The sequence below is a fragment of the Pseudovibrio sp. SCP20 genome (assembly GCF_057774105.1).
The window spans coordinates 256,406-273,977 of record NZ_JBYMDH010000002.1; the positions used below are offsets into that span (position 1 = coordinate 256,406).

At 51.7% G+C, this 17,572-nt stretch carries 16 protein-coding genes; 4 read left to right on the plus strand and 12 right to left on the minus strand.

What is annotated here, in order from left to right; all coding sequences use genetic code 11:
* The first annotated feature begins 76 nt into the window (after positions 1 to 76).
* Complete coding sequence (locus tag AC3CB2_RS09675) at positions 77 to 508, plus strand: hypothetical protein (protein WP_008548639.1); 432 nt, start codon at positions 77 to 79, stop codon at positions 506 to 508.
* A 154-nt stretch (positions 509 to 662) separates the two neighbouring features.
* Here the strand turns inward: AC3CB2_RS09675 and lpdA are convergent, their stop codons facing one another.
* The 9 genes from lpdA to AC3CB2_RS09720 form a co-directional block, all read right to left on the minus strand.
* On the minus strand, positions 663 to 2,066 hold the full coding sequence (lpdA, locus tag AC3CB2_RS09680) for a dihydrolipoyl dehydrogenase (RefSeq protein ID WP_008548440.1): 1,404 nt from the start codon (positions 2,064 to 2,066) through the stop codon (positions 663 to 665).
* Between the two features lie 101 nt (positions 2,067 to 2,167).
* On the minus strand, positions 2,168 to 3,685 hold the full coding sequence (odhB, locus tag AC3CB2_RS09685; protein WP_352932593.1) for a 2-oxoglutarate dehydrogenase complex dihydrolipoyllysine-residue succinyltransferase: 1,518 nt from the start codon (positions 3,683 to 3,685) through the stop codon (positions 2,168 to 2,170).
* 67 nt (positions 3,686 to 3,752) lie between these two features.
* A complete protein-coding gene (locus AC3CB2_RS09690) occupies positions 3,753 to 6,722 on the minus strand; it encodes a 2-oxoglutarate dehydrogenase E1 component (protein ID WP_008548523.1) in 2,970 nt (989 codons plus the stop codon).
* A gap of 184 nt (positions 6,723 to 6,906) precedes the next feature.
* Complete coding sequence (sucD, locus tag AC3CB2_RS09695) at positions 6,907 to 7,830, minus strand: succinate--CoA ligase subunit alpha (protein WP_014283507.1); 924 nt, start codon at positions 7,828 to 7,830, stop codon at positions 6,907 to 6,909.
* Positions 7,830 to 9,029: an ADP-forming succinate--CoA ligase subunit beta gene (gene sucC / locus AC3CB2_RS09700; protein WP_041767882.1), complete on the minus strand. Its 1,200-nt coding sequence runs from the start codon at positions 9,027 to 9,029 to the stop codon at positions 7,830 to 7,832. Before sucC ends, sucD begins: the two co-directional genes overlap by 1 nt.
* A gap of 92 nt (positions 9,030 to 9,121) precedes the next feature.
* Positions 9,122 to 10,084, minus strand: a complete 963-nt coding sequence (gene mdh, locus AC3CB2_RS09705) for a malate dehydrogenase (protein ID WP_008548788.1) — start codon at positions 10,082 to 10,084, stop codon at positions 9,122 to 9,124.
* A gap of 194 nt (positions 10,085 to 10,278) precedes the next feature.
* The gene (zapE, locus tag AC3CB2_RS09710; RefSeq protein ID WP_352932590.1) at positions 10,279 to 11,430 is read right to left on the minus strand and encodes a cell division protein ZapE; all 1,152 of its coding nucleotides are present in this window, start codon (positions 11,428 to 11,430) and stop codon (positions 10,279 to 10,281) included.
* 233 nt (positions 11,431 to 11,663) lie between these two features.
* Positions 11,664 to 12,203, minus strand: coding sequence for an AprI/Inh family metalloprotease inhibitor (locus tag AC3CB2_RS09715; protein WP_008548619.1), 540 nt, complete (start codon positions 12,201 to 12,203; stop codon positions 11,664 to 11,666).
* Positions 12,204 to 12,391: 188 nt separating this feature from the next.
* Entirely contained in the window at positions 12,392 to 12,850 is a 459-nt protein-coding gene (locus AC3CB2_RS09720; RefSeq protein ID WP_352932587.1) for an arsenate-mycothiol transferase ArsC, read from the minus strand.
* Between the two features lie 262 nt (positions 12,851 to 13,112).
* Between AC3CB2_RS09720 and AC3CB2_RS09725 the strand changes: the two genes are divergently transcribed.
* Positions 13,113 to 13,490, plus strand: coding sequence for an MAPEG family protein (locus AC3CB2_RS09725; RefSeq protein WP_014283503.1), 378 nt, complete (start codon positions 13,113 to 13,115; stop codon positions 13,488 to 13,490).
* Positions 13,491 to 13,633: 143 nt separating this feature from the next.
* On the opposite strand, the gene AC3CB2_RS09730 is transcribed toward AC3CB2_RS09725, so the two are convergent.
* Together AC3CB2_RS09730 and AC3CB2_RS09735 are read right to left on the minus strand one after the other, a co-directional pair.
* Positions 13,634 to 14,458: a DNA polymerase beta superfamily protein gene (locus AC3CB2_RS09730; protein ID WP_008548476.1), complete on the minus strand. Its 825-nt coding sequence runs from the start codon at positions 14,456 to 14,458 to the stop codon at positions 13,634 to 13,636.
* A 138-nt stretch (positions 14,459 to 14,596) separates the two neighbouring features.
* Positions 14,597 to 14,950 (minus strand): carboxymuconolactone decarboxylase family protein, encoded by a 354-nt coding sequence (locus AC3CB2_RS09735; protein ID WP_008548520.1) that lies wholly within the window; start codon positions 14,948 to 14,950, stop codon positions 14,597 to 14,599.
* 208 nt (positions 14,951 to 15,158) lie between these two features.
* Here AC3CB2_RS09735 and AC3CB2_RS09740 point away from each other — a divergent pair, with 208 nt between their 5' ends.
* Positions 15,159 to 15,758 (plus strand): TetR/AcrR family transcriptional regulator, encoded by a 600-nt coding sequence (locus AC3CB2_RS09740; RefSeq protein WP_008548272.1) that lies wholly within the window; start codon positions 15,159 to 15,161, stop codon positions 15,756 to 15,758.
* Between the two features lie 249 nt (positions 15,759 to 16,007).
* On the plus strand, positions 16,008 to 16,694 hold the full coding sequence (locus tag AC3CB2_RS09745) for an outer membrane protein (RefSeq protein ID WP_008548630.1): 687 nt from the start codon (positions 16,008 to 16,010) through the stop codon (positions 16,692 to 16,694).
* A gap of 82 nt (positions 16,695 to 16,776) precedes the next feature.
* Here the strand turns inward: AC3CB2_RS09745 and AC3CB2_RS09750 are convergent, their stop codons facing one another.
* On the minus strand, positions 16,777 to 17,559 hold the full coding sequence (locus AC3CB2_RS09750; RefSeq protein WP_008548236.1) for a succinate dehydrogenase iron-sulfur subunit: 783 nt from the start codon (positions 17,557 to 17,559) through the stop codon (positions 16,777 to 16,779).
* Between the last annotated feature and the right edge of the window lie 13 nt (positions 17,560 to 17,572).

Genomic DNA, 17,572 nt, shown 5'->3' on the forward strand with positions numbered 1-17,572 from the left:
TCGCTCCAAGCTTTTGTTTTAAACACATCGCCAGTGTTTTCCTCTGGGGTGCGTTTCTGGCGGGGGGCCGTTCGTCATGAAGCTTAGTCAAACAACATTCATGTGCACGCTGTTCAGCACATTCGCTTTCTTTGCCTCTGAAGGACAAGCCCAAACCGCCTGTGAGGTCCGCAAATCTGAAATGGCAGAGCTCGGCAACTGGGAGAACCCAAAGGCACGGCTGAAAGAACTTTCTCAGATTGAGGTGGAAGGCGAGTGTATTGATAACCAGCTGGTGGTTCGCGCCCGTGCTTTTACAAGCTGTTCTCCCCGAGACTGCAAATGGGGCTGGGCTGCGGGGCAGTTGAGTTTCTCTGGTGTGTTGACGTTTCGGTTCGGTGGGTTCTTTAAGGCTCAGTATATTGAACTACGGCCAATGGGTCAGCGTATTCAGGCCTATGTACGGACCGAGAACCATGACCCGACCATTCCCAACAAGACACGCAGTTACATCCTGATCCGTCAGTAAAGCTGCTTGCTTTGCAGTAGGAGCGCTTGAGCTGCTTTACTTTTTTCCTTGCATATCTTTTCCCGAAAACCGGTACCCACTTTTCGGAGATACACTTGTAAAAAAGCCGCCTCAGTTTCCTGAAGCGGCTTTCTCTTAATCTAATCAGCTCAGATTACATATGAATTGGCTTTGCAAATGTCGCCATAGCAGCTTCTTTCACTGCTTCGGACATTGTTGGGTGCGCATGACAGGTGCGCCCCAGATCTTCTGAAGATCCGCCAAATTCCATCAGAACACATGCTTCGTGGATCATCTCGCCAGCACCGAAGCCAACGATGTGAACGCCGAGAACACGATCTGTTTCTGCGTCTGCCAGAACCTTCACGAAACCGTCGGTGTGCAGCATTGCTTTTGCACGACCGTTCGCGGAGAACGGGAACTTGCCAGACTTGTACTTGATGCCGTCTGCTTTCAGCTCTTCTTCGGTCTTACCAACGCTGGCAACCTCTGGAGAGGTGTAAACAACGCCTGGGATGACGTCGTAGTTTACGTGACCAGCCTGACCGGAGAGCATTTCAGCAACTGCAACACCTTCGTCTTCAGCTTTATGAGCAAGCATTGGGCCTGCAATCACATCACCGATCGCGTAGATACCATCAACGTTGGTTTTGTAGTGGTTATCTGTCTTCACGCGACCACGCTCATCCAGCTCAACACCTGCTTCTGCAAGGCCGAGGCCTTCGGTGTAAGGGCGGCGACCGATTGCAACGAGAACCACATCAGCGTCCAGAGTTTCAGCTGCTGCTTCACCAGCTGCAGGCTCTACAGTCACTTCCAGAGAGCGACCTTTTTTCTGAACCGCTGTTACCTTGGAGGACAGCTTGAACTTCAGGCCCTGCTTTTTCAGCATACGCATGAACTGCTTGGAAACGTCTGCATCCATTGGGCCAAGGATCTTGTCCATGAACTCAACAACAGTCACTTCAGCGCCGAGACGTGCGTAAACGGAACCGAGCTCGAGGCCGATAACACCTGCACCAACGACGGTCATGCGGTTAGGCACTTTTTCCAGAGACAGAGCACCGGTTGAAGATACGATGGTCTTCTCATCGATCTCGATGCCTGGCAGAGGCATCACGTCAGAACCAGTTGCGATAACGATGTTCTTGGTCTCAACGATGGAAGTGGAGCCGTCTTCAGCTTTCACTTCTACGCGGCCAGCGCCAAGCACACGGCCAACACCGCTGTGAACGTCGATCTTATTCTTTTTGAAGAGGTAATCGATGCCGGTTACGTTGCCATCGATGACTTTGTCTTTGTGTGCCTGCATTGCCTTCCAGTCCACTTTTGGCTTGGAAGTTTTAATGCCGAGGGTTTCAAAGCTGTGGCTTGCTTCCTCAAACATTTCAGAGGCATGCAGCAGGGCTTTGGACGGAATACAACCGATGTTCAGGCAAGTACCACCATGGGTCTTACGTTTCTCAACAACGGCGACTTTCATGCCGAGCTGAGCTGCCTTGATTGCACAAACATAACCACCCGGGCCTGTTCCGATGACAACGAGATCGTAGGACATTTGCTAATCCCTGTAAGTAGTCGGGGGAAGGCAGCGACGAGATAAGTGCGCCAATCCCCCTTTAAAGCAAATGTGCCCGGACAGTGCCGGGCACGCTTATATTAGAGGTCCAGAACCAGACGCTGTGGATCTTCAAGGCTCTCTTTAACGCGAACCAGGAAGGTCACTGCCTCTTTGCCGTCAACGATACGGTGATCGTAGGACAGAGCCAGGTACATCATCGGACGGATTTCGACCTGACCGTTGATTGCGACCGGACGCTCCTGAATTTTGTGCATGCCGAGGATACCGGACTGCGGTGCATTCAGGATTGGAGAGGACATCAGGGAACCGTAGACACCACCATTGGAGATGGTGAAGGTGCCACCCTGCATGTCTGCCATGGAGAGCTTGCCGTCACGGCCCTTACGACCGAGGCTGCCGATCTCTTTTTCGATCTCAGCGATGGACATCTGGTCAGCATCACGAACCACAGGAACAACGAGACCCTTCGGAGTGCCAACAGCAACGCCGATGTGTGCGAAGTTCTTGTAGATGATGTCGGTGCCATCGATCTCAGCGTTTACAGCTGGGATTTCTTTGAGAGCGTGGGTCACTGCTTTGGTGAAGAAACCCATGAAGCCGAGCTTAACGCCGTGCTTCTTCTCGAAGATATCCTTGTACTGCTTGCGCAGATCCATGATCGGCTTCATATCCACTTCGTTGTAAGTGGTCAGCATAGCCGCGGTGTTCTGAGCATCTTTCAGGCGGCGCGCGATGGTCTGGCGCAGCTTGGTCATGCGAACACGTTCTTCACGAACTTCATCAGCCGGAGCAGATGGTGCGCGAACAGCAACAGGAGCCGGTGCAGCAGCAGCTGCAGGAGCAGCGGTTACGCCAGCAGCTACAGCTGCGAGAACATCACCTTTGAGAACCTGACCGCGCTTGCCAGAGCCTGCAACCTGATCAGCGGAGAGGCCTTTTTCAGCCATCATTTTCGCTGCAGATGGTGCAGGAGGCATGCTGGAACCGGATACTGCTGGTGCAGGAGCAGCGGCAGCCTGAGCTGCTGCAGCAGCAACTGCTGCGCCTTCGCCTTTAGCGATTTTGCAGAGCAGGTTGCCTGGCTCAACGGTTGCGCCAGTTGCCTGAGCAATCTCAACAACAGTACCAGCAACTGGGCTAGGTACTTCCTGAGCAGCTTTGTCAGTTTCCAGTTCAACGAGAATGTCGTCTGCTTTGACAACATCACCCACCTTCACGGACCACTCGCCAACTTCAGCTTCGGTGACACTTTCACCAGCGGAAGGTACGAGAACTTCAATTGTCTCAGCAGCGGCAGCAGGTGCTGCAGATGCAGCTGGTTCAGCCTTAGCTGCCGGAGCAGCTGCTGCGCCAGCAGCGCCTTCAGCGATCGCGCCAAGAAGTGCGCCAACTTCAACAGTGTCGCCTTCTTTCACGTCGATGCTTTCCAGCTTGCCAGCAACAGGAGCAGGCACTTCAACAGTTACCTTGTCTGTTTCCAGCTCAACGATTGGTTCGTCTGCATTCACCGCATCGCCCGGTTTTTTGAACCATTGAGCGATTGTTGCCTCGGTTACGGATTCACCCAGAGTGGGTACTCGAATTTCCGTCGCCATTGTCTCTATCTCTTTTCGTTTCAGGGCCCCTGAAAGGCCTCTCGGACTTTACCTGATTACGAGGTACTTACTCGGCGAATGCATCGTCGAGGAAAGCTTGTAGCTGAGCCAAGTGCTTTGACATCAAGCCGGTTGCTGTTGCAGCAGCTGGTGGACGGCCAACGTAACGTGGGCGATGCACTTTTGCATTCACATGCTCCAGAACCCATTCAATGTACTGCTGAATGAAGAACCAGGAGCCCATGTTCTTTGGCTCTTCCTGACACCAGACTACGTCTGCATTCTTGAAGCGCGCCATCTCTACACATAGGGATTTGGTAGGGAATGGGTAGAGCTGCTCAACGCGGAGGATATAAACATCGTTGATGTTACGCTTCTCACGCTCTTCAAGCAGGTCATAGTAGACCTTACCAGTACAGAGGATCACGCGACGGATGTCTTCATCCTTCTTCAGCTCAACAGTTGAACCTGGGTTCGTCTGAGCATCATCGTGAAGGAGACGGTGGAAGCTCTCGTCTGCGCCAAAATCTTCCAGCTTGGAAACTGCACGCTTGTGGCGAAGCAGAGACTTCGGTGTCATCAGAACGAGCGGCTTACGAATATCACGCTTCAGCTGACGGCGAAGGATGTGGAAGTAGTTTGCAGGCGTTGTACAGTTCGCAACCTGCATGTTGTCTTCCGCGCACATCTGCAAGAAACGCTCAAGGCGTGCAGAGGAGTGCTCTGGGCCCTGGCCTTCGTAGCCGTGTGGTAGCAAGCAAACCAGACCAGACATACGCAACCATTTACGCTCACCAGAAGAGATGAACTGGTCGAACAGCACCTGAGCACCGTTTGCGAAGTCACCGAACTGTGCTTCCCACATGGTCAGCGCATTTGGCTCAGTCAGGGAGTAGCCGTATTCGAAGCCCAACACTGCTTCTTCAGAAAGCATGGAGTTGATTACTTCGTAGCGGCCCTGCTTTTCACCAACGTGGTTCAGCGGGATGTAACGGCCTTCGTCTTCCTGATCGTAAAGAACGGAGTGACGCTGAGAGAAAGTACCGCGCTCACAGTCCTGACCGGACAGGCGAACGGAGTGGCCTTCTTTCAGAAGAGAACCGAATGCGAGCGCTTCGCCCATTGCCCAATCGATACCTTCACCGGTTTCGATCATTTTGGCACGGTTGCTCATAAAGCGACGGATGGTGCGGTGTGCGTTGAAGTCGTCCGGAACGGAAGAGAGTTTCTCGCCGATAGCCTTCAGATCTTCGAAAGGCATGCCAGTAGAACCGCGGCGCGGCTCGTCGACTTCCTTAGCAACCTTCATCTTGGACCAACGACCGTCCAACCAGTCAGCCTTGTTTGGCTTGTAGGTCTGGCCAGTTTCGAACTCACGGTCCAGATGCGCACGCCAGTCAGCTTTTGCCTTCTCAACGTCTTCAGCGGACATCAGGCCTTCTTTGACCAGCTTGTCAGCGTAGATCTGCAGAGTTGTCGCGTGCTTACGGATCTTACGGTACATGATTGGCTGCGTGAACGCAGGCTCATCGCCTTCGTTGTGGCCGAAGCGACGGTAACAGATCATATCGATCACAACCGGACGACCGAACTTCTGGCGGTACTCAATCGCAATCTTCGCAGCGTAGGTAACAGCTTCTGGATCGTCGCCGTTTACGTGGAAGATTGGTGCTTCAATCACTTTCGCCACATCAGAAGGATATGGAGAAGAACGTGAGAAACGTGGATTGGTTGTGAAGCCGATCTGGTTGTTGATGATGAAGTGGATGGAACCACCGGTGCGGTGACCGCGCAGAGCGGACAGACCGAAACATTCAGCGACAACACCCTGACCAGCGAATGCAGCATCGCCGTGCAGAAGCAGCGGAAGAACGTTATCACGCTCAACTTCCGTTGTTTCTTTCCAGTCTGCCAGCTGGTCCTGCTTCGCACGTACCTTACCCAGAACAACCGGGTTTACGATCTCAAGGTGAGACGGGTTCGCAGTCAAAGACAGGTGAACGTTGTTGTTGTCGAAAGAACGGTCAGAAGATGCACCGAGGTGGTACTTCACGTCGCCGGAGCCTTCCACATCATCAGGAGCGTAGGAACCACCCTTGAACTCGTGGAAGATTGCGCGGTGAGGCTTGCCCATCACCTGAGACAGAACGTTCAGGCGGCCACGGTGTGCCATACCCAGAACGATGTCCTGCACGCCGAGAGCACCACCACGTTTGATGATCTGCTCAAGCGCAGGGATCAGCGCTTCACCACCGTCCAGACCAAAACGCTTGGTACCGGTGTATTTTACATCGAGGAATTTCTCGAAGCCTTCAGCCTCAACCAGTTTGTTGAGGATCGCCTTTTTACCTTCCGGTGTGAAGGCAACATGCTTGTCCGGACCTTCGATGCGCTCCTGAAGCCATGCTTTTGCAGCAGGATCAGAGATGTGCATGAACTCAACACCAAGGGTGGAGCAATAGGTCCGTTTCAGAATGTCCAACATCTCACGGATGGTGGCGAATTCCATACCCAGAACGTTGTCCAGGAAGATCTTCCGATCCCAGTCCTGTTCAGAGAAGCCATAGGTCGCGGGATGCAACTCTTCGTGGTCACCAGGAACAGCCAGACGGAGCGGGTCAAGATCAGCATGCAAGTGGCCGCGCATACGGTATGCACGGATCATCATGATAGCGCGGACACTATCACGTGTTGCCTGCAGCACCTGATCTTCGGTTAGCTCGACGCCATTTTTCTTGGCTGTGGACTTGATCTTCTTGCTGACTTCTTTCTCAGCAGGCCAATCGCCATCAAGAGCTGAAACCAGTTCACCGTTTGCTGGAACTGGCCAGTCAGAACGCTTCCAGGTCGCTCCGCGAGCTTCCTTGATTACGTCCTCTGGGTTGTCCTGAAGCGAAGAAAAGAATTCTTTCCACTCGGGATCGAGTGAATTCGGGTTTTCCTGATATTGAGCATAGAGCTCTTCAATATAAGGAGCGTTGGCGCCGTATAGAAACGACGTCAGCGCGAATACGTTGTTCGCGTCCTGCCGAGCCATCGTTTTTAAGCGGACTTTTGATCCGCCCTACTTTCTTTGGGCGGGTGTCACACACCACATACCCTTGGGTCCCGCGACTGACAGTAAGCCTGGGGACTTACTGCCTCCTCAAGGACTGTCGATGAAAGTGATTCACCGACAGTCGATTTAGTATGCCTCCTAAATAGTGTAGGAGGTGTAATTTTTAAGCGCCTTGCTTCAATTCTTCGAGAAGAGCAACAAGGGTTTTGCCAAGCTTCGCGGGGGATGGAGATACACGGATGCCCGCATCTTCCATTGCTGCGATCTTGTCATCAGCACCACCTTTACCACCAGAGATCACAGCACCTGCGTGACCCATGGTACGGCCTGGAGGCGCTGTACGACCTGCGATGAAACCAACCATTGGCTTCTTGCGGCCTTTAGCAGCCTGTTCTTTCAGCCACTCAGCAGCTTCTTCTTCAGCAGAACCACCGATCTCACCGATCATGATAATGGATTCTGTTTCTGGATCGTCCAGGAACAGGTCCAGCATGTCGATGAACTCGGTACCCTTAACAGGGTCACCACCGATACCAACAGCAGTGGTCTGGCCGAGGCCTTCCTGAGAAGTCTGGAACACAGCTTCATAAGTCAGGGTACCGGAGCGGGACACGATGCCAACATTACCCTTTTTGAAGATAGAACCAGGCATGATGCCGATTTTACATTCTTCAGGGGTCAGAACGCCTGGGCAGTTAGGGCCAAGCAGACGGCTGTTGGAGTTGTCGAGGCGAGCTTTCACCTTCACCATGTCTGCAACTGGGATACCCTCAGTGATACAAACGATGAATGGGATTTCTGCGTCGATTGCTTCGATGATTGCAGCTGCTGCACCTGCTGGTGGAACGTAAACTACAGAAGCGTTTGCACCGGTTGCCTCTTTAGCTTCTTTAACAGAAGCGAAGATTGGCAGTTCAGCTGCGGAATCGAGGCCAGAAGACCAAGTTTCGCCGCCTTTTTTAGGGTGTACGCCAGCAACCATTTTGGTGCCGAAGTATGCCAGTGCCTGCTCAGTGTGGAATGTGCCGGTTTTACCGGTCAGACCCTGAACAATAACTTTGGTGTCTTTATCTACGAGGATGGACATTATGCGACCTCCTTCACAGCAGCTACGATTTTCTGAGCTGCGTCATCGAGATCGTCAGCAGGAATAACATTCATGCCGCTCTCGTTGATGATCTTCTTGCCAAGCTCAACGTTGGTGCCTTCGAGACGCACAACGAGTGGAACCTGCAGGCCAACTTCTTTAACAGCAGCCAGCACGCCTTCTGCGATAACGTCACAGCGCATGATGCCGCCGAAGATGTTAACCAGAATGCCCTGTACGTTTGGATCAGACGTGATGATCTTGAACGCAGAGGTTACTTTCTCTTTGGTAGCGCCGCCACCAACGTCGAGGAAGTTTGCAGGCTCAGCACCATACAGCTTGATGATGTCCATGGTCGCCATAGCAAGACCAGCACCGTTCACCATGCAGCCGATATTACCGTCAAGAGCAACGTAAGCGAGGTCGTGCTTGGAAGCTTCGATCTCTTTTTCATCTTCTTCGGTCTTATCGCGCAGAGCAACGATGTCTTCGTGGCGGAACAGTGCGTTGCCGTCGAAGGATACTTTCGCATCCAGAACGCGCAGACGACCGTTTTCCATGACGATCAGTGGGTTGATTTCGAGAAGCGCCATATCCTTTTCTACAAATGCTTTGTAGAGGATCGGGAACAGCTTCATGCCGTCTTCGCGTGCTTCACCTTCAAGCTTGAGGGTGTCGCAAAGCGCAGAAGCTTTCTCTTCAGTCACGCCTTCCAATGGATTGATTGGCAGGGTGAGGATCTTTTCAGGAGTTGCGTGTGCAACTTCTTCGATGTCCATGCCGCCTTCGGTGGATGCTACGAAAGCAACCTGACCACAAGTACGGTCTACCAGAAGGGAGAGGTACAGTTCGCGATCGATGTCTGCACCGTCTTCGATGTAAAGACGGTTTACAACTTTACCTGCGTCACCGGTCTGAGCGGTTACGAGGGTGTTGCCAAGCATCTCATTCGCGTGGGACTCAACTTCGTCCTTGCTGAATGCCAAGCGAACGCCGCCCTTTGCGTCTGGGCCGAGTTCCTTGAACTTACCTTTACCACGGCCACCGGCGTGGATCTGGGACTTCACAACCCAAAGCGGGCCAGGAAGTTTATCTGCCGCAGCTTTTGCTTCGTCTGCGGAGAAAATTGCGACACCTTCAGCAACCGGTGCGCCGTATTCTTTCAGGACTGCTTTAGCCTGATACTCATGAATGTTCATCTGCACTTCCCATTCTAAGGGCCCTGCCGGAGCAGGAAGCTAGACTGGCAACGACAATTGCTGCCAGCCTTTCAGATCAAAGCTTGCCTGGCTTATGCCAGAGCAGGCTGGATTTTCTTACAAGCGTCAACGAGACCGTTTACGGAAGCAACGGACTTGTCGAACATAGCTTTTTCATCGCTATTGAGATCGATTTCAATGATACGTTCGATGCCATTTGCGCCGATAACGGTTGGCACGCCAACGTACATATCTTTCTGACCGTACTGACCATCAAGATGAGCCGCACATGGAAGAACGCGCTTCTTATCTTTCAGGTAGCTCTCAGCCATCTGGATAGCAGAAGCAGCTGGTGCGTAGAATGCGGAACCAGTTTTCAGCAGGCCTACGATCTCTGCGCCACCATCACGGGTGCGCTGTACGATTTCTTCCAGACGCTCTGCAGTGAGCCAGCCCATCTTAACCAGATCGGTCAGAGGCACACCTGCAACGGTGGAGTAACGTGTCAGCGGAACCATGGTGTCGCCGTGACCGCCAAGAACGAATGCGGTTACGTCTTCTACGGATACGTTGAATTCTTCAGCGAGGAAGTAGCGGAAGCGCGCGCTGTCCAGAACACCAGCCATGCCGACAACTTTGTTTGCTGGCAGACCAGAGAACTTCTGGAGAGCCCAAACCATTGCGTCGAGTGGGTTGGTGATGCAGATAACGAATGCGTCTGGTGCGTACTTCTTAATACCAGCACCAACCTGCTCCATAACCTTCAGGTTGATTTCAAGCAGGTCATCACGGCTCATGCCAGGTTTACGAGGAACACCTGCGGTCACGATGACGACATCAGCGCCTTCGATACCTTCATAGGTGTTGGTGCCAGACAGACCTGAGTCAAAGCCATCAACCGGAGAAGATTCTGCCAGGTCCAAAGCCTTACCCTGAGGCATACCTTCAGCGATATCGAACAGAACGATATCACCCAGTTCTTTCAGACCAGCGAGGTGTGCAAGTGTGCCACCAATCTGACCAGATCCAATCAAAGCAATCTTGTTGCGCGCCATGAGGAGCTCCCCTTTACGTAACATAGAACCATGATATATGGTGCCTATTTGTCGCAGTGGGTAGCGTTTTTGACGCATGTGCGCAACCCAAATGAAGCACACATCCGCGTTATTTTCCGTAAAATGACGTTTTTTTAGCAGTTTGGATAAGCTCTCAATACGTCATTTCTGAAAATATTTAAATTTTTTCATTTTTAGGTATTCTGCTCATGCATCAAGTACTCTTCCGAACGCATTTCAATGAGCCGCGAAGCAGTCCGATCGAACTCAAAAGCTTCCGTTCCAGAAGAGGCAACATAGAGGTCTTGCGGCTCTGCGCCTGCCTGAATCACGAGATGGACGTGATTGTCATATAGCGTATCGATCAGATTAATGAATCGCTTAGCCTCATTCCGACGTGTCTTGTCCAGGACGGGCACATCTTCGAGGAAAACTGTGTTGAAAGCATGTGCAATACGCAGATAATCGGATGGTCCCAGTGGGGTGCAGCAGAGCTCCTGGAATGTGAACCAGGCAATCGCACTACAAGTCCGGCTTACCGGGATTTTCCGGCCTTTGTTTTCCAGCTCAACCAGATGGCATTGAAGGCCATAAGTCATGCTGTCCCAGAGCTTCTCCATGCGCTGCAGGCTTTCCGGGCCTAGCGGCTCCAGGTACGTGTCTGAGCCGGAGAGCTTTTCAAGGCGATAATCAGTAGGGGCATCAAGGTGCAGAATATTCATCCGCTCGTTCAGAGAACGGATGAATGGAAGAATGTGATTTCTATTCAGTCCGTCCTTATAGAGCTCGTCTGGCACAACGTTTGAGGTACACACGACGACAACACCGGCTTCAAACAACTTGCCAAACAAACGTCCGAGCAACATAGCGTCAGCAATGTCCGTGACAGTGAACTCGTCAAAGCAAAGGAGGCGCGTTTCGCTGGCGATCTGCTCGGCAATCGGGATGATTGGGTCGCGATCCTTGATGGTGCCAGCGCTGATCTGCTTTCGGACGATAAACACGCGGTCATGAACCTCCTCCATGAACTCGTGAAAGTGAGAGCGGTGCTTCTTAGGCTCTGGGCTTAGATCGAAGAACAGATCCATAAGCATGGTCTTGCCGCGCCCAACGGAACCCCAAACATAGAGCCCCTTGGTGAACTCTTGCTCTTCCTTGCCTTTGCTAAACAAGCGCCCCAGCAGGCCCTTCTTCTCTTCCGGCTTTCGCTGCGCCATTTCGGCTGTCAAAGCATCAAGAGATTTTGCCACCTGAATCTGCGCTGGGTCCGCTTCCAGATCGCCTCGCGCGACCATTGCTTCATAGTTGGCAAGGACGGTTGTTAGGTTAGACGTATTCTCAAGCACGGAGCTCACATTCCTTAAGCTGATTTTTTGAAGGGCAAATCACCCGGCCTATTGGGCATATTTGCCCATGGCATAATGGAGAGCGCTACCCAGACGCAAGTACAATAGGGTTTATTCGTAAAACCAATGCCTCACATCTCATCAAAATCTACGGCGCACTTGCACAAACACAAAAAGCGCTGCGCCTGATATCAGCGCAACGCTTCTAAACTTATAAGATCATCAACTGATGATTAGCGGGCGAAGTTGATTGGAGCACCGTTCGCTGTCTGGCCGGAGAAGTTGGTTCCGCCACCAGAAAGAGTCGCTACATTTCCGCCGCCAGCATCTTTCAGAACAACCTGATTGCCATTCAGATTCCATGCGGAGATCTGAGAGAGTGTCGCATCGCTACAGCCGCGGGTGTTCGCGCGGTAGCCGCCACTCCATTTGGTCAGGGTCATGAAGAGTTTACAGTTGTCGCCGCCAGAAGAAACGCTCCAGCCGCCCAGCAGGTCAGTCCGGCCTACGGAACCGCCTGTTGCATTCACGTTCGGAGCAGGTGGTGCAGAAACAACCTGAGAGTTAGCGTTTGCGTCCTGACCATCAACCAGGATCTGGCCTTCAGAGCCTGGCTGACCAGGTGTGATCGGCGACAGTGTCTGGCCTTCGATTGGTGAGATCGGGGAAGCAGGCAACGGAGAGACATAGCTACGGGTATACGTCGTCCGTTGGCACGCCATAGTGGAAAGTGCAATTACAGAAACAAATGCAATCGTCAAACTACGATTCATAGTGGTGTCATCCCAGCCTTGTGAATTAAGGCGTATTAACCATAAAGACCTTAAGAAACTGCCCCTAAAACATGGCAGGTGAAAGGTTTAGCACTCAAAAAAATGTGAGTTTCCCACTGAAACCCCTGTTTCCTAGGGGAAATATGCGAAAATCTGACAACTACGATAAAGCATTGGGCCAGTGAAGCTTAACAAGCGGCACGCCAATTCAGAGAATCACTAGAAAATACCTTAGATGAGATTGCGAGATCTATAGATTCTTTAATTTTGCGGAATGCATCTGTGGCCTCTTTTATGTTCCGCGGCATGTTTTCATCTAGACAGATGTCCCAGTTCATCTTCACAGGTTGCCCAGGCCACATTGGTTGCTTGTCAAGAAGCACGCTTGTCTGAAGGCTTATTATGTAATCAGGCTGAGGTGCGTGCGGCAGCGAAAAAATGGTCCACGGCTTGGGATGAAGGCCACTCTCATCCATTCCATTGGTGAAAAGGACCTTCTGCGTTAATGAAACCATCTCCTCGCGAGGCAAAGGCCCTGCAGAGAAGGCCCGCAACTCACCCATGGATGTGTGATTCAAATAGGCCTCAGCCGCCAGGCTCAGAAACGAGTTATCTACGCATACAAACAGTACATTTGCCTTGGTCATAGGCACGCCTCCACTGGAGCGCCGGACAGTGTCCAATCATTCGGTGTCATACGGTTCGAGCACTTCATAGTGCCCTTTTTCTTCGGATCGATGACAACCGAACGGTGCGCTTAAAAAAATGCGATTGATTTTGGAATGAGCGAAGCCAAGGCGCGGAAATATTCGCCATATTGACTTCAAACCTAAGTGAACTCAGTTCACTTTGCTTCTCTACGCCTGTATAAAGGCTCCGATTTTCTTGATCTTGTTTGGAGCTTGCACAATGTCTTTTCCTTTATGGACAATTTTGATTGCCGGTCTGATGCCATGGCTATCTGTTCTTCCTGCCAAATTTTCGCGCAAATTCGACAATGCCAATCCAAGAGATCCTGAGTACTGGAAAGAAGGTTTCCGCCTGCGTGCCCGTTCCGCTGAGGTCAACGGCTACGAAGCATTTCCTCTTTTCGCAATTTCAGTTCTCGTTGCCCTTGCTTATGGCGGCAACCCAGACTGGATCGAAAGATTGTGCGGCCTGTTCATCGCGATGCGTCTTCTTTACATCGCCTGCTATTGGCTCAACCGCGCGACCTTGCGCTCTCTGGTCTGGTTCGTAGGATTGGTCTGTTGTGTTGCGCTGTTCACGTCTCCGGCGTGGTCTTAACAGCAAGCGCTGAGGGTCATAATCCCCGCGATTTCAAGGTATTGCGAGAAAGGTAAAGACCTTTCTTGCGCAAACTGGCGCAGTTCTGCAGTTTCCGCAGCTCAGTAATCGCGAGAAGTAAACAAGCGGCCTTATCAGCCCCTTTAGTTTTTAGGGACGACTGCCCACTTCAGGAAGAATCTATCTGCCTGAGACGCTGTTTCTTGTGTGAACGCGCGTCGACGACGAGCCAACAAGGCGGGCCCGGCCTCCAGCTCTGACAGGATCAGATCATTGATTGCGCCTGCTGGACGAACAACATCCTTGATCATTCCAGCTTCACTGCGCTCAACCAGTTCTTCGATTTCACCGCGAAGGACTGGACGAATGAAGGTCGCTTCCGCGATTTCCATCAGGCGTGAAGGCGGAACGCCTTGATAGCGATTCTGGTTGTACCAGCGCAGGACTAGCGAGGAACGGATAAGATCATAAAGTCGCTCAGGAACGATCTCTGTCAGTGAAACCCCATCGAACCTGTGTTTTTGGCGCTCCAGCCTGTTGTAATGATAGAGGGCGAAACGGACAGGGTCGCAGTACTCAAGTGCGAAGGAAACCAGGGACTTCGGAAACTCATCGTGGCCTGCATATGGATCTTTCAACTGAACCCAGTCCAGAGGCTCAGGATTACCCTTTAGCAGAGCGATCAGCGTCTTCTTCAGATCCCATCCAGACACGTTTGCTGGTGTGTTTACGTCAACTTCCAACGTGTCTTCGGCCGGGAAAAGGGAGAGGTAGTGCTCAATTGACCGAATGTAGATGAACCGGCAATTGGCGTAGTAGTCCTCGGACTTCTTATTGAGGTACAGGTGCGAAAGATCACCCGCGTGCAGAACACGCAGATTTCTCTCGTTTTCTAAATCACGAAAGCTCTTTTCAAGCTCAAAAAATACAGAAGAGCTTTCCGAACCAACCTGTGAAGGTGCACCCACCAATATTGCCTACCTGAAATCTAAGAGGCTTCCCCTCGTTGCACTTACCCTTGAACGCAATTCAGGGCAAGTGCACACGAGCAGTTTGCTCTCTAAGTTTTAGGAAAACAGAGAGGCATTGTGAAGATGTGCAGCGTCTTACTTCGCTTCTTCCAAAAGAGCATCAAATGCGCTCAGAGCTTCTGCGGCGTACATCAGGGAAGGTCCGCCGCCCATATAAACCGCTACGCCGAGCGCTTCCATAAGCTCTTCACGGGTTACACCGTACTTGATGCAAGCTTTTGCGTGGTAGCCCAGACATGCATCGCAGCGTGCAGCCACACCAATTGAAATTGCGATGAGTTCTTTCTGCTTTGGCTCAAGAGCACCGGTTCCGATCGCGCTTTTCGCGATTTCGCCAAATCCCTTCATTACGCCAGGGATGCCTGGGCGAAGTTCAGCGAGGCGACCGTCGGTTTGTTTTAGAAATTCTTGCCAATTCTCTACAGCCATGCTTCGACTCCTTTTATATTAGATATTACTAATACTAATAATTCACCGAAACCCAACAATGATAAAAATCAAAGAAATCACGCATATCGTATTAATATCATTCGTGTTTTTACATAATTTGCCTGTTAATGTGACGCTAACGTCATTGCAATCTTTACTCAGCTATGATTACTGAAGGAACTCTCGTTTTTTCATTTCGGAAATTAAGATGTCCATCGCAGAAATCCTGACTGCAAAGGGCCGTGCTGCTGACCTTCTCAGCGCTGCCCGTGATGCATTCCTCTCCCAAGGCTACAAGAAGACCTCGGTGAGCGAAATTGCTGATGCCTCAGGCATTTCGATGGCGCACATCTATAACTTCTACCCCAGCAAGATTGATCTTGCCTGCGCAGTGGTTGCAGCAGAGGTGGTGAAGCTTGTGGCACGTCTTGAAACTGCGACAGACCCCAATGCCAGCGCGTCTGCACGCCTCAGCAAGTTCCTTTTGATGGAGTTTGAAGAGACATACCGGTTGCTGGAACTTAATCAGGGATTGGCTGACTGCCTGCAAGTGCTTGAACGCAAACGCCCGGAAGACTTTGAAGAGCTGTTCCGGCTTGTTCGTCAGCCGATGCATACGATCCTCCATTCCGGCAACCTTGCTGAAGAGTTTGACCTGCGTGAGGTTAGTCAGGTTGCGCGGAACATCCATGCAGCCACAATGAAGTTCCGGTTCCCTCAGCTACATAGCCAGGAACCCTATGACATTCAGCGCAAAGAGTGCATTGGCGTTATCAAGCTTGTGCTGAAAGGTGTTGAACGGCGCTAGAGAGTCGCTGATTTTTCGTAAACCGCATTCAATGGCGTTGACTGTTTCGTAGGGATTGCAGATTTCGCTCCCTTGAAACTTATAAAACAGCACGTACGCACTTGTCATTTCGAACTAGCATTAACGCAAATTTTCCTTTTTAAAATCAAGTATTTATAAAGATCACAGTTCTAGACTTATTTGTATCAAGTTACCTATCACGTCTGATTTTTTAGCCGTGTCATCCTCTTGCGTATTTTGGGGGAACCAATGAGTCGCTTAAGAGTATTTGCGTTTGCGGTATTGGGATTGCTCGGCTTCAGCAGCCATTCCTATGCTGTTGAATATCCACCCGGTGTTGAGGTGGAAGAACCCTATGAAGTTTATGAGGAAGAAGTTGTCGACGGGCTGATCACCCCGCCTGAGTATGACTGGGATGGTTTTTATCTCGGTGTTCAGGGCGGTTGGGCTCGCCTGCATGGCACGAACCGCTTCAATAACAGTGGCTCTCAGTACAATGGCGGCACTGTCGGTCTGTATGGCGGTTACAACTACACCTACCAGAACATTCTGATCGGCGTAGAAGGTGAAGGTGCCTATTGGGCCTTTGGTGAGCGTTCACGTGGCGAGATGTCCTTGCGCTCCGATTACTTCGCAGCAGCCAAGATCCGAGCTGGCCTGACTTATGACTGGTTCATGGCCTATGTGACTGGTGGTGCAGCAGTTTCGACCTTCCGCGCCTCAAATCCAAACTTCGGACCCGGCACAGACAGCAACACAATGCTGGGCTGGGTTGGCGGTGCTGGCCTTGAAATGTTTGTTACAGAGCGGATTATCGTGCGCCTCGACTATGAACGCATCGTATTCCCGGGCCGCAGTTTCACCGTAGGTGGTACACGCTTCAAGGAAGACATCGACAGCGATGCAATCCGACTGGGTGTCTCCTACAAGTTCTAGGCTATCAGAGTCTCAAATGAAAAAAGCCGCCTCATTTCAGTGGGGCGGCTTTTTGTGTTCTGATAGGTCGCTTGAACTCTGATTAGACGCGGCGCTCAACCATCATCTTCTTGATCTCAGCAATTGCCTTTGCAGGGTTCAAACCCTTAGGACATGCCTGAGAACAGTTCATGATAGTGTGGCAGCGGTACAGACGGAATGGATCTTCCAGATTGTCCAGACGCTCACCGGTTGCCTCATCACGGCTGTCGATCAGCCAACGGTATGCCTGCAGCAGGATAGCTGGACCGAGGTAACGGTCGCCATTCCACCAGTAGCTTGGGCAAGATGTGGAGCAGCAAGCACACAGAATGCACTCATAAAGACCATCCAGCTTCTGACGGTCTTCGTAGGACTGCAGCCATTCTTTTTCAGGCTCAGGTGTGGTGGTTTTCAGCCATGGCTCGATAGAGCGGTGCTGCGCGTAGAAGCGTGTCAGATCCGGCACAAGGTCCTTCACAACAGGCATGTGCGGCAGAGGGTAGATCTTGACGATCTCGTGGGAACATTCGTCCGCACCCTTTGTACATGCCAGTGTGTTGGTTCCGTCGATGTTCATCGCACAGGAACCACAGATACCCTCACGACAAGAACGGCGGAAGGTCAGTGTAGGATCGACCTTGTCCTTGATGTAGATGAGTGCGTCCAGAACCATAGGGCCACACTCGTCTGCATCAACGTAGTAGGTGTCGATGCGCGGGTTGCGACCATCGTCCGGAGACCAGCGGTAGATGCGGTACTCACGTACGTTGGTGGCGCCTTCTGGTTTCGGCCAGACCTTGCCCTCTCCCATCCGGGAGTTTTTTGGCAGTTGGAATTCAGCCATAACAGTTACTCCT

Coding starts and splice junctions, on each gene's coding strand:
- AC3CB2_RS09675 (WP_008548639.1), top strand. CDS start 77: ATGAAGCTTAGTCAAACAACATTCATGTGCACGCTGTTCAGCACATTC.
- lpdA (WP_008548440.1), bottom strand. CDS start 2,066: ATGTCCTACGATCTCGTTGTCATCGGAACAGGCCCGGGTGGTTATGTT.
- odhB (WP_352932593.1), bottom strand. CDS start 3,685: ATGGCGACGGAAATTCGAGTACCCACTCTGGGTGAATCCGTAACCGAG.
- AC3CB2_RS09690 (WP_008548523.1), bottom strand. CDS start 6,722: ATGGCTCGGCAGGACGCGAACAACGTATTCGCGCTGACGTCGTTTCTA.
- sucD (WP_014283507.1), bottom strand. CDS start 7,830: ATGTCCATCCTCGTAGATAAAGACACCAAAGTTATTGTTCAGGGTCTG.
- sucC (WP_041767882.1), bottom strand. CDS start 9,029: ATGAACATTCATGAGTATCAGGCTAAAGCAGTCCTGAAAGAATACGGC.
- mdh (WP_008548788.1), bottom strand. CDS start 10,084: ATGGCGCGCAACAAGATTGCTTTGATTGGATCTGGTCAGATTGGTGGC.
- AC3CB2_RS09715 (WP_008548619.1), bottom strand. CDS start 12,203: ATGAATCGTAGTTTGACGATTGCATTTGTTTCTGTAATTGCACTTTCC.
- AC3CB2_RS09720 (WP_352932587.1), bottom strand. CDS start 12,850: ATGACCAAGGCAAATGTACTGTTTGTATGCGTAGATAACTCGTTTCTG.
- AC3CB2_RS09725 (WP_014283503.1), top strand. CDS start 13,113: ATGTCTTTTCCTTTATGGACAATTTTGATTGCCGGTCTGATGCCATGG.
- AC3CB2_RS09735 (WP_008548520.1), bottom strand. CDS start 14,950: ATGGCTGTAGAGAATTGGCAAGAATTTCTAAAACAAACCGACGGTCGC.
- AC3CB2_RS09740 (WP_008548272.1), top strand. CDS start 15,159: ATGTCCATCGCAGAAATCCTGACTGCAAAGGGCCGTGCTGCTGACCTT.
- AC3CB2_RS09745 (WP_008548630.1), top strand. CDS start 16,008: ATGAGTCGCTTAAGAGTATTTGCGTTTGCGGTATTGGGATTGCTCGGC.
- AC3CB2_RS09750 (WP_008548236.1), bottom strand. CDS start 17,559: ATGGCTGAATTCCAACTGCCAAAAAACTCCCGGATGGGAGAGGGCAAG.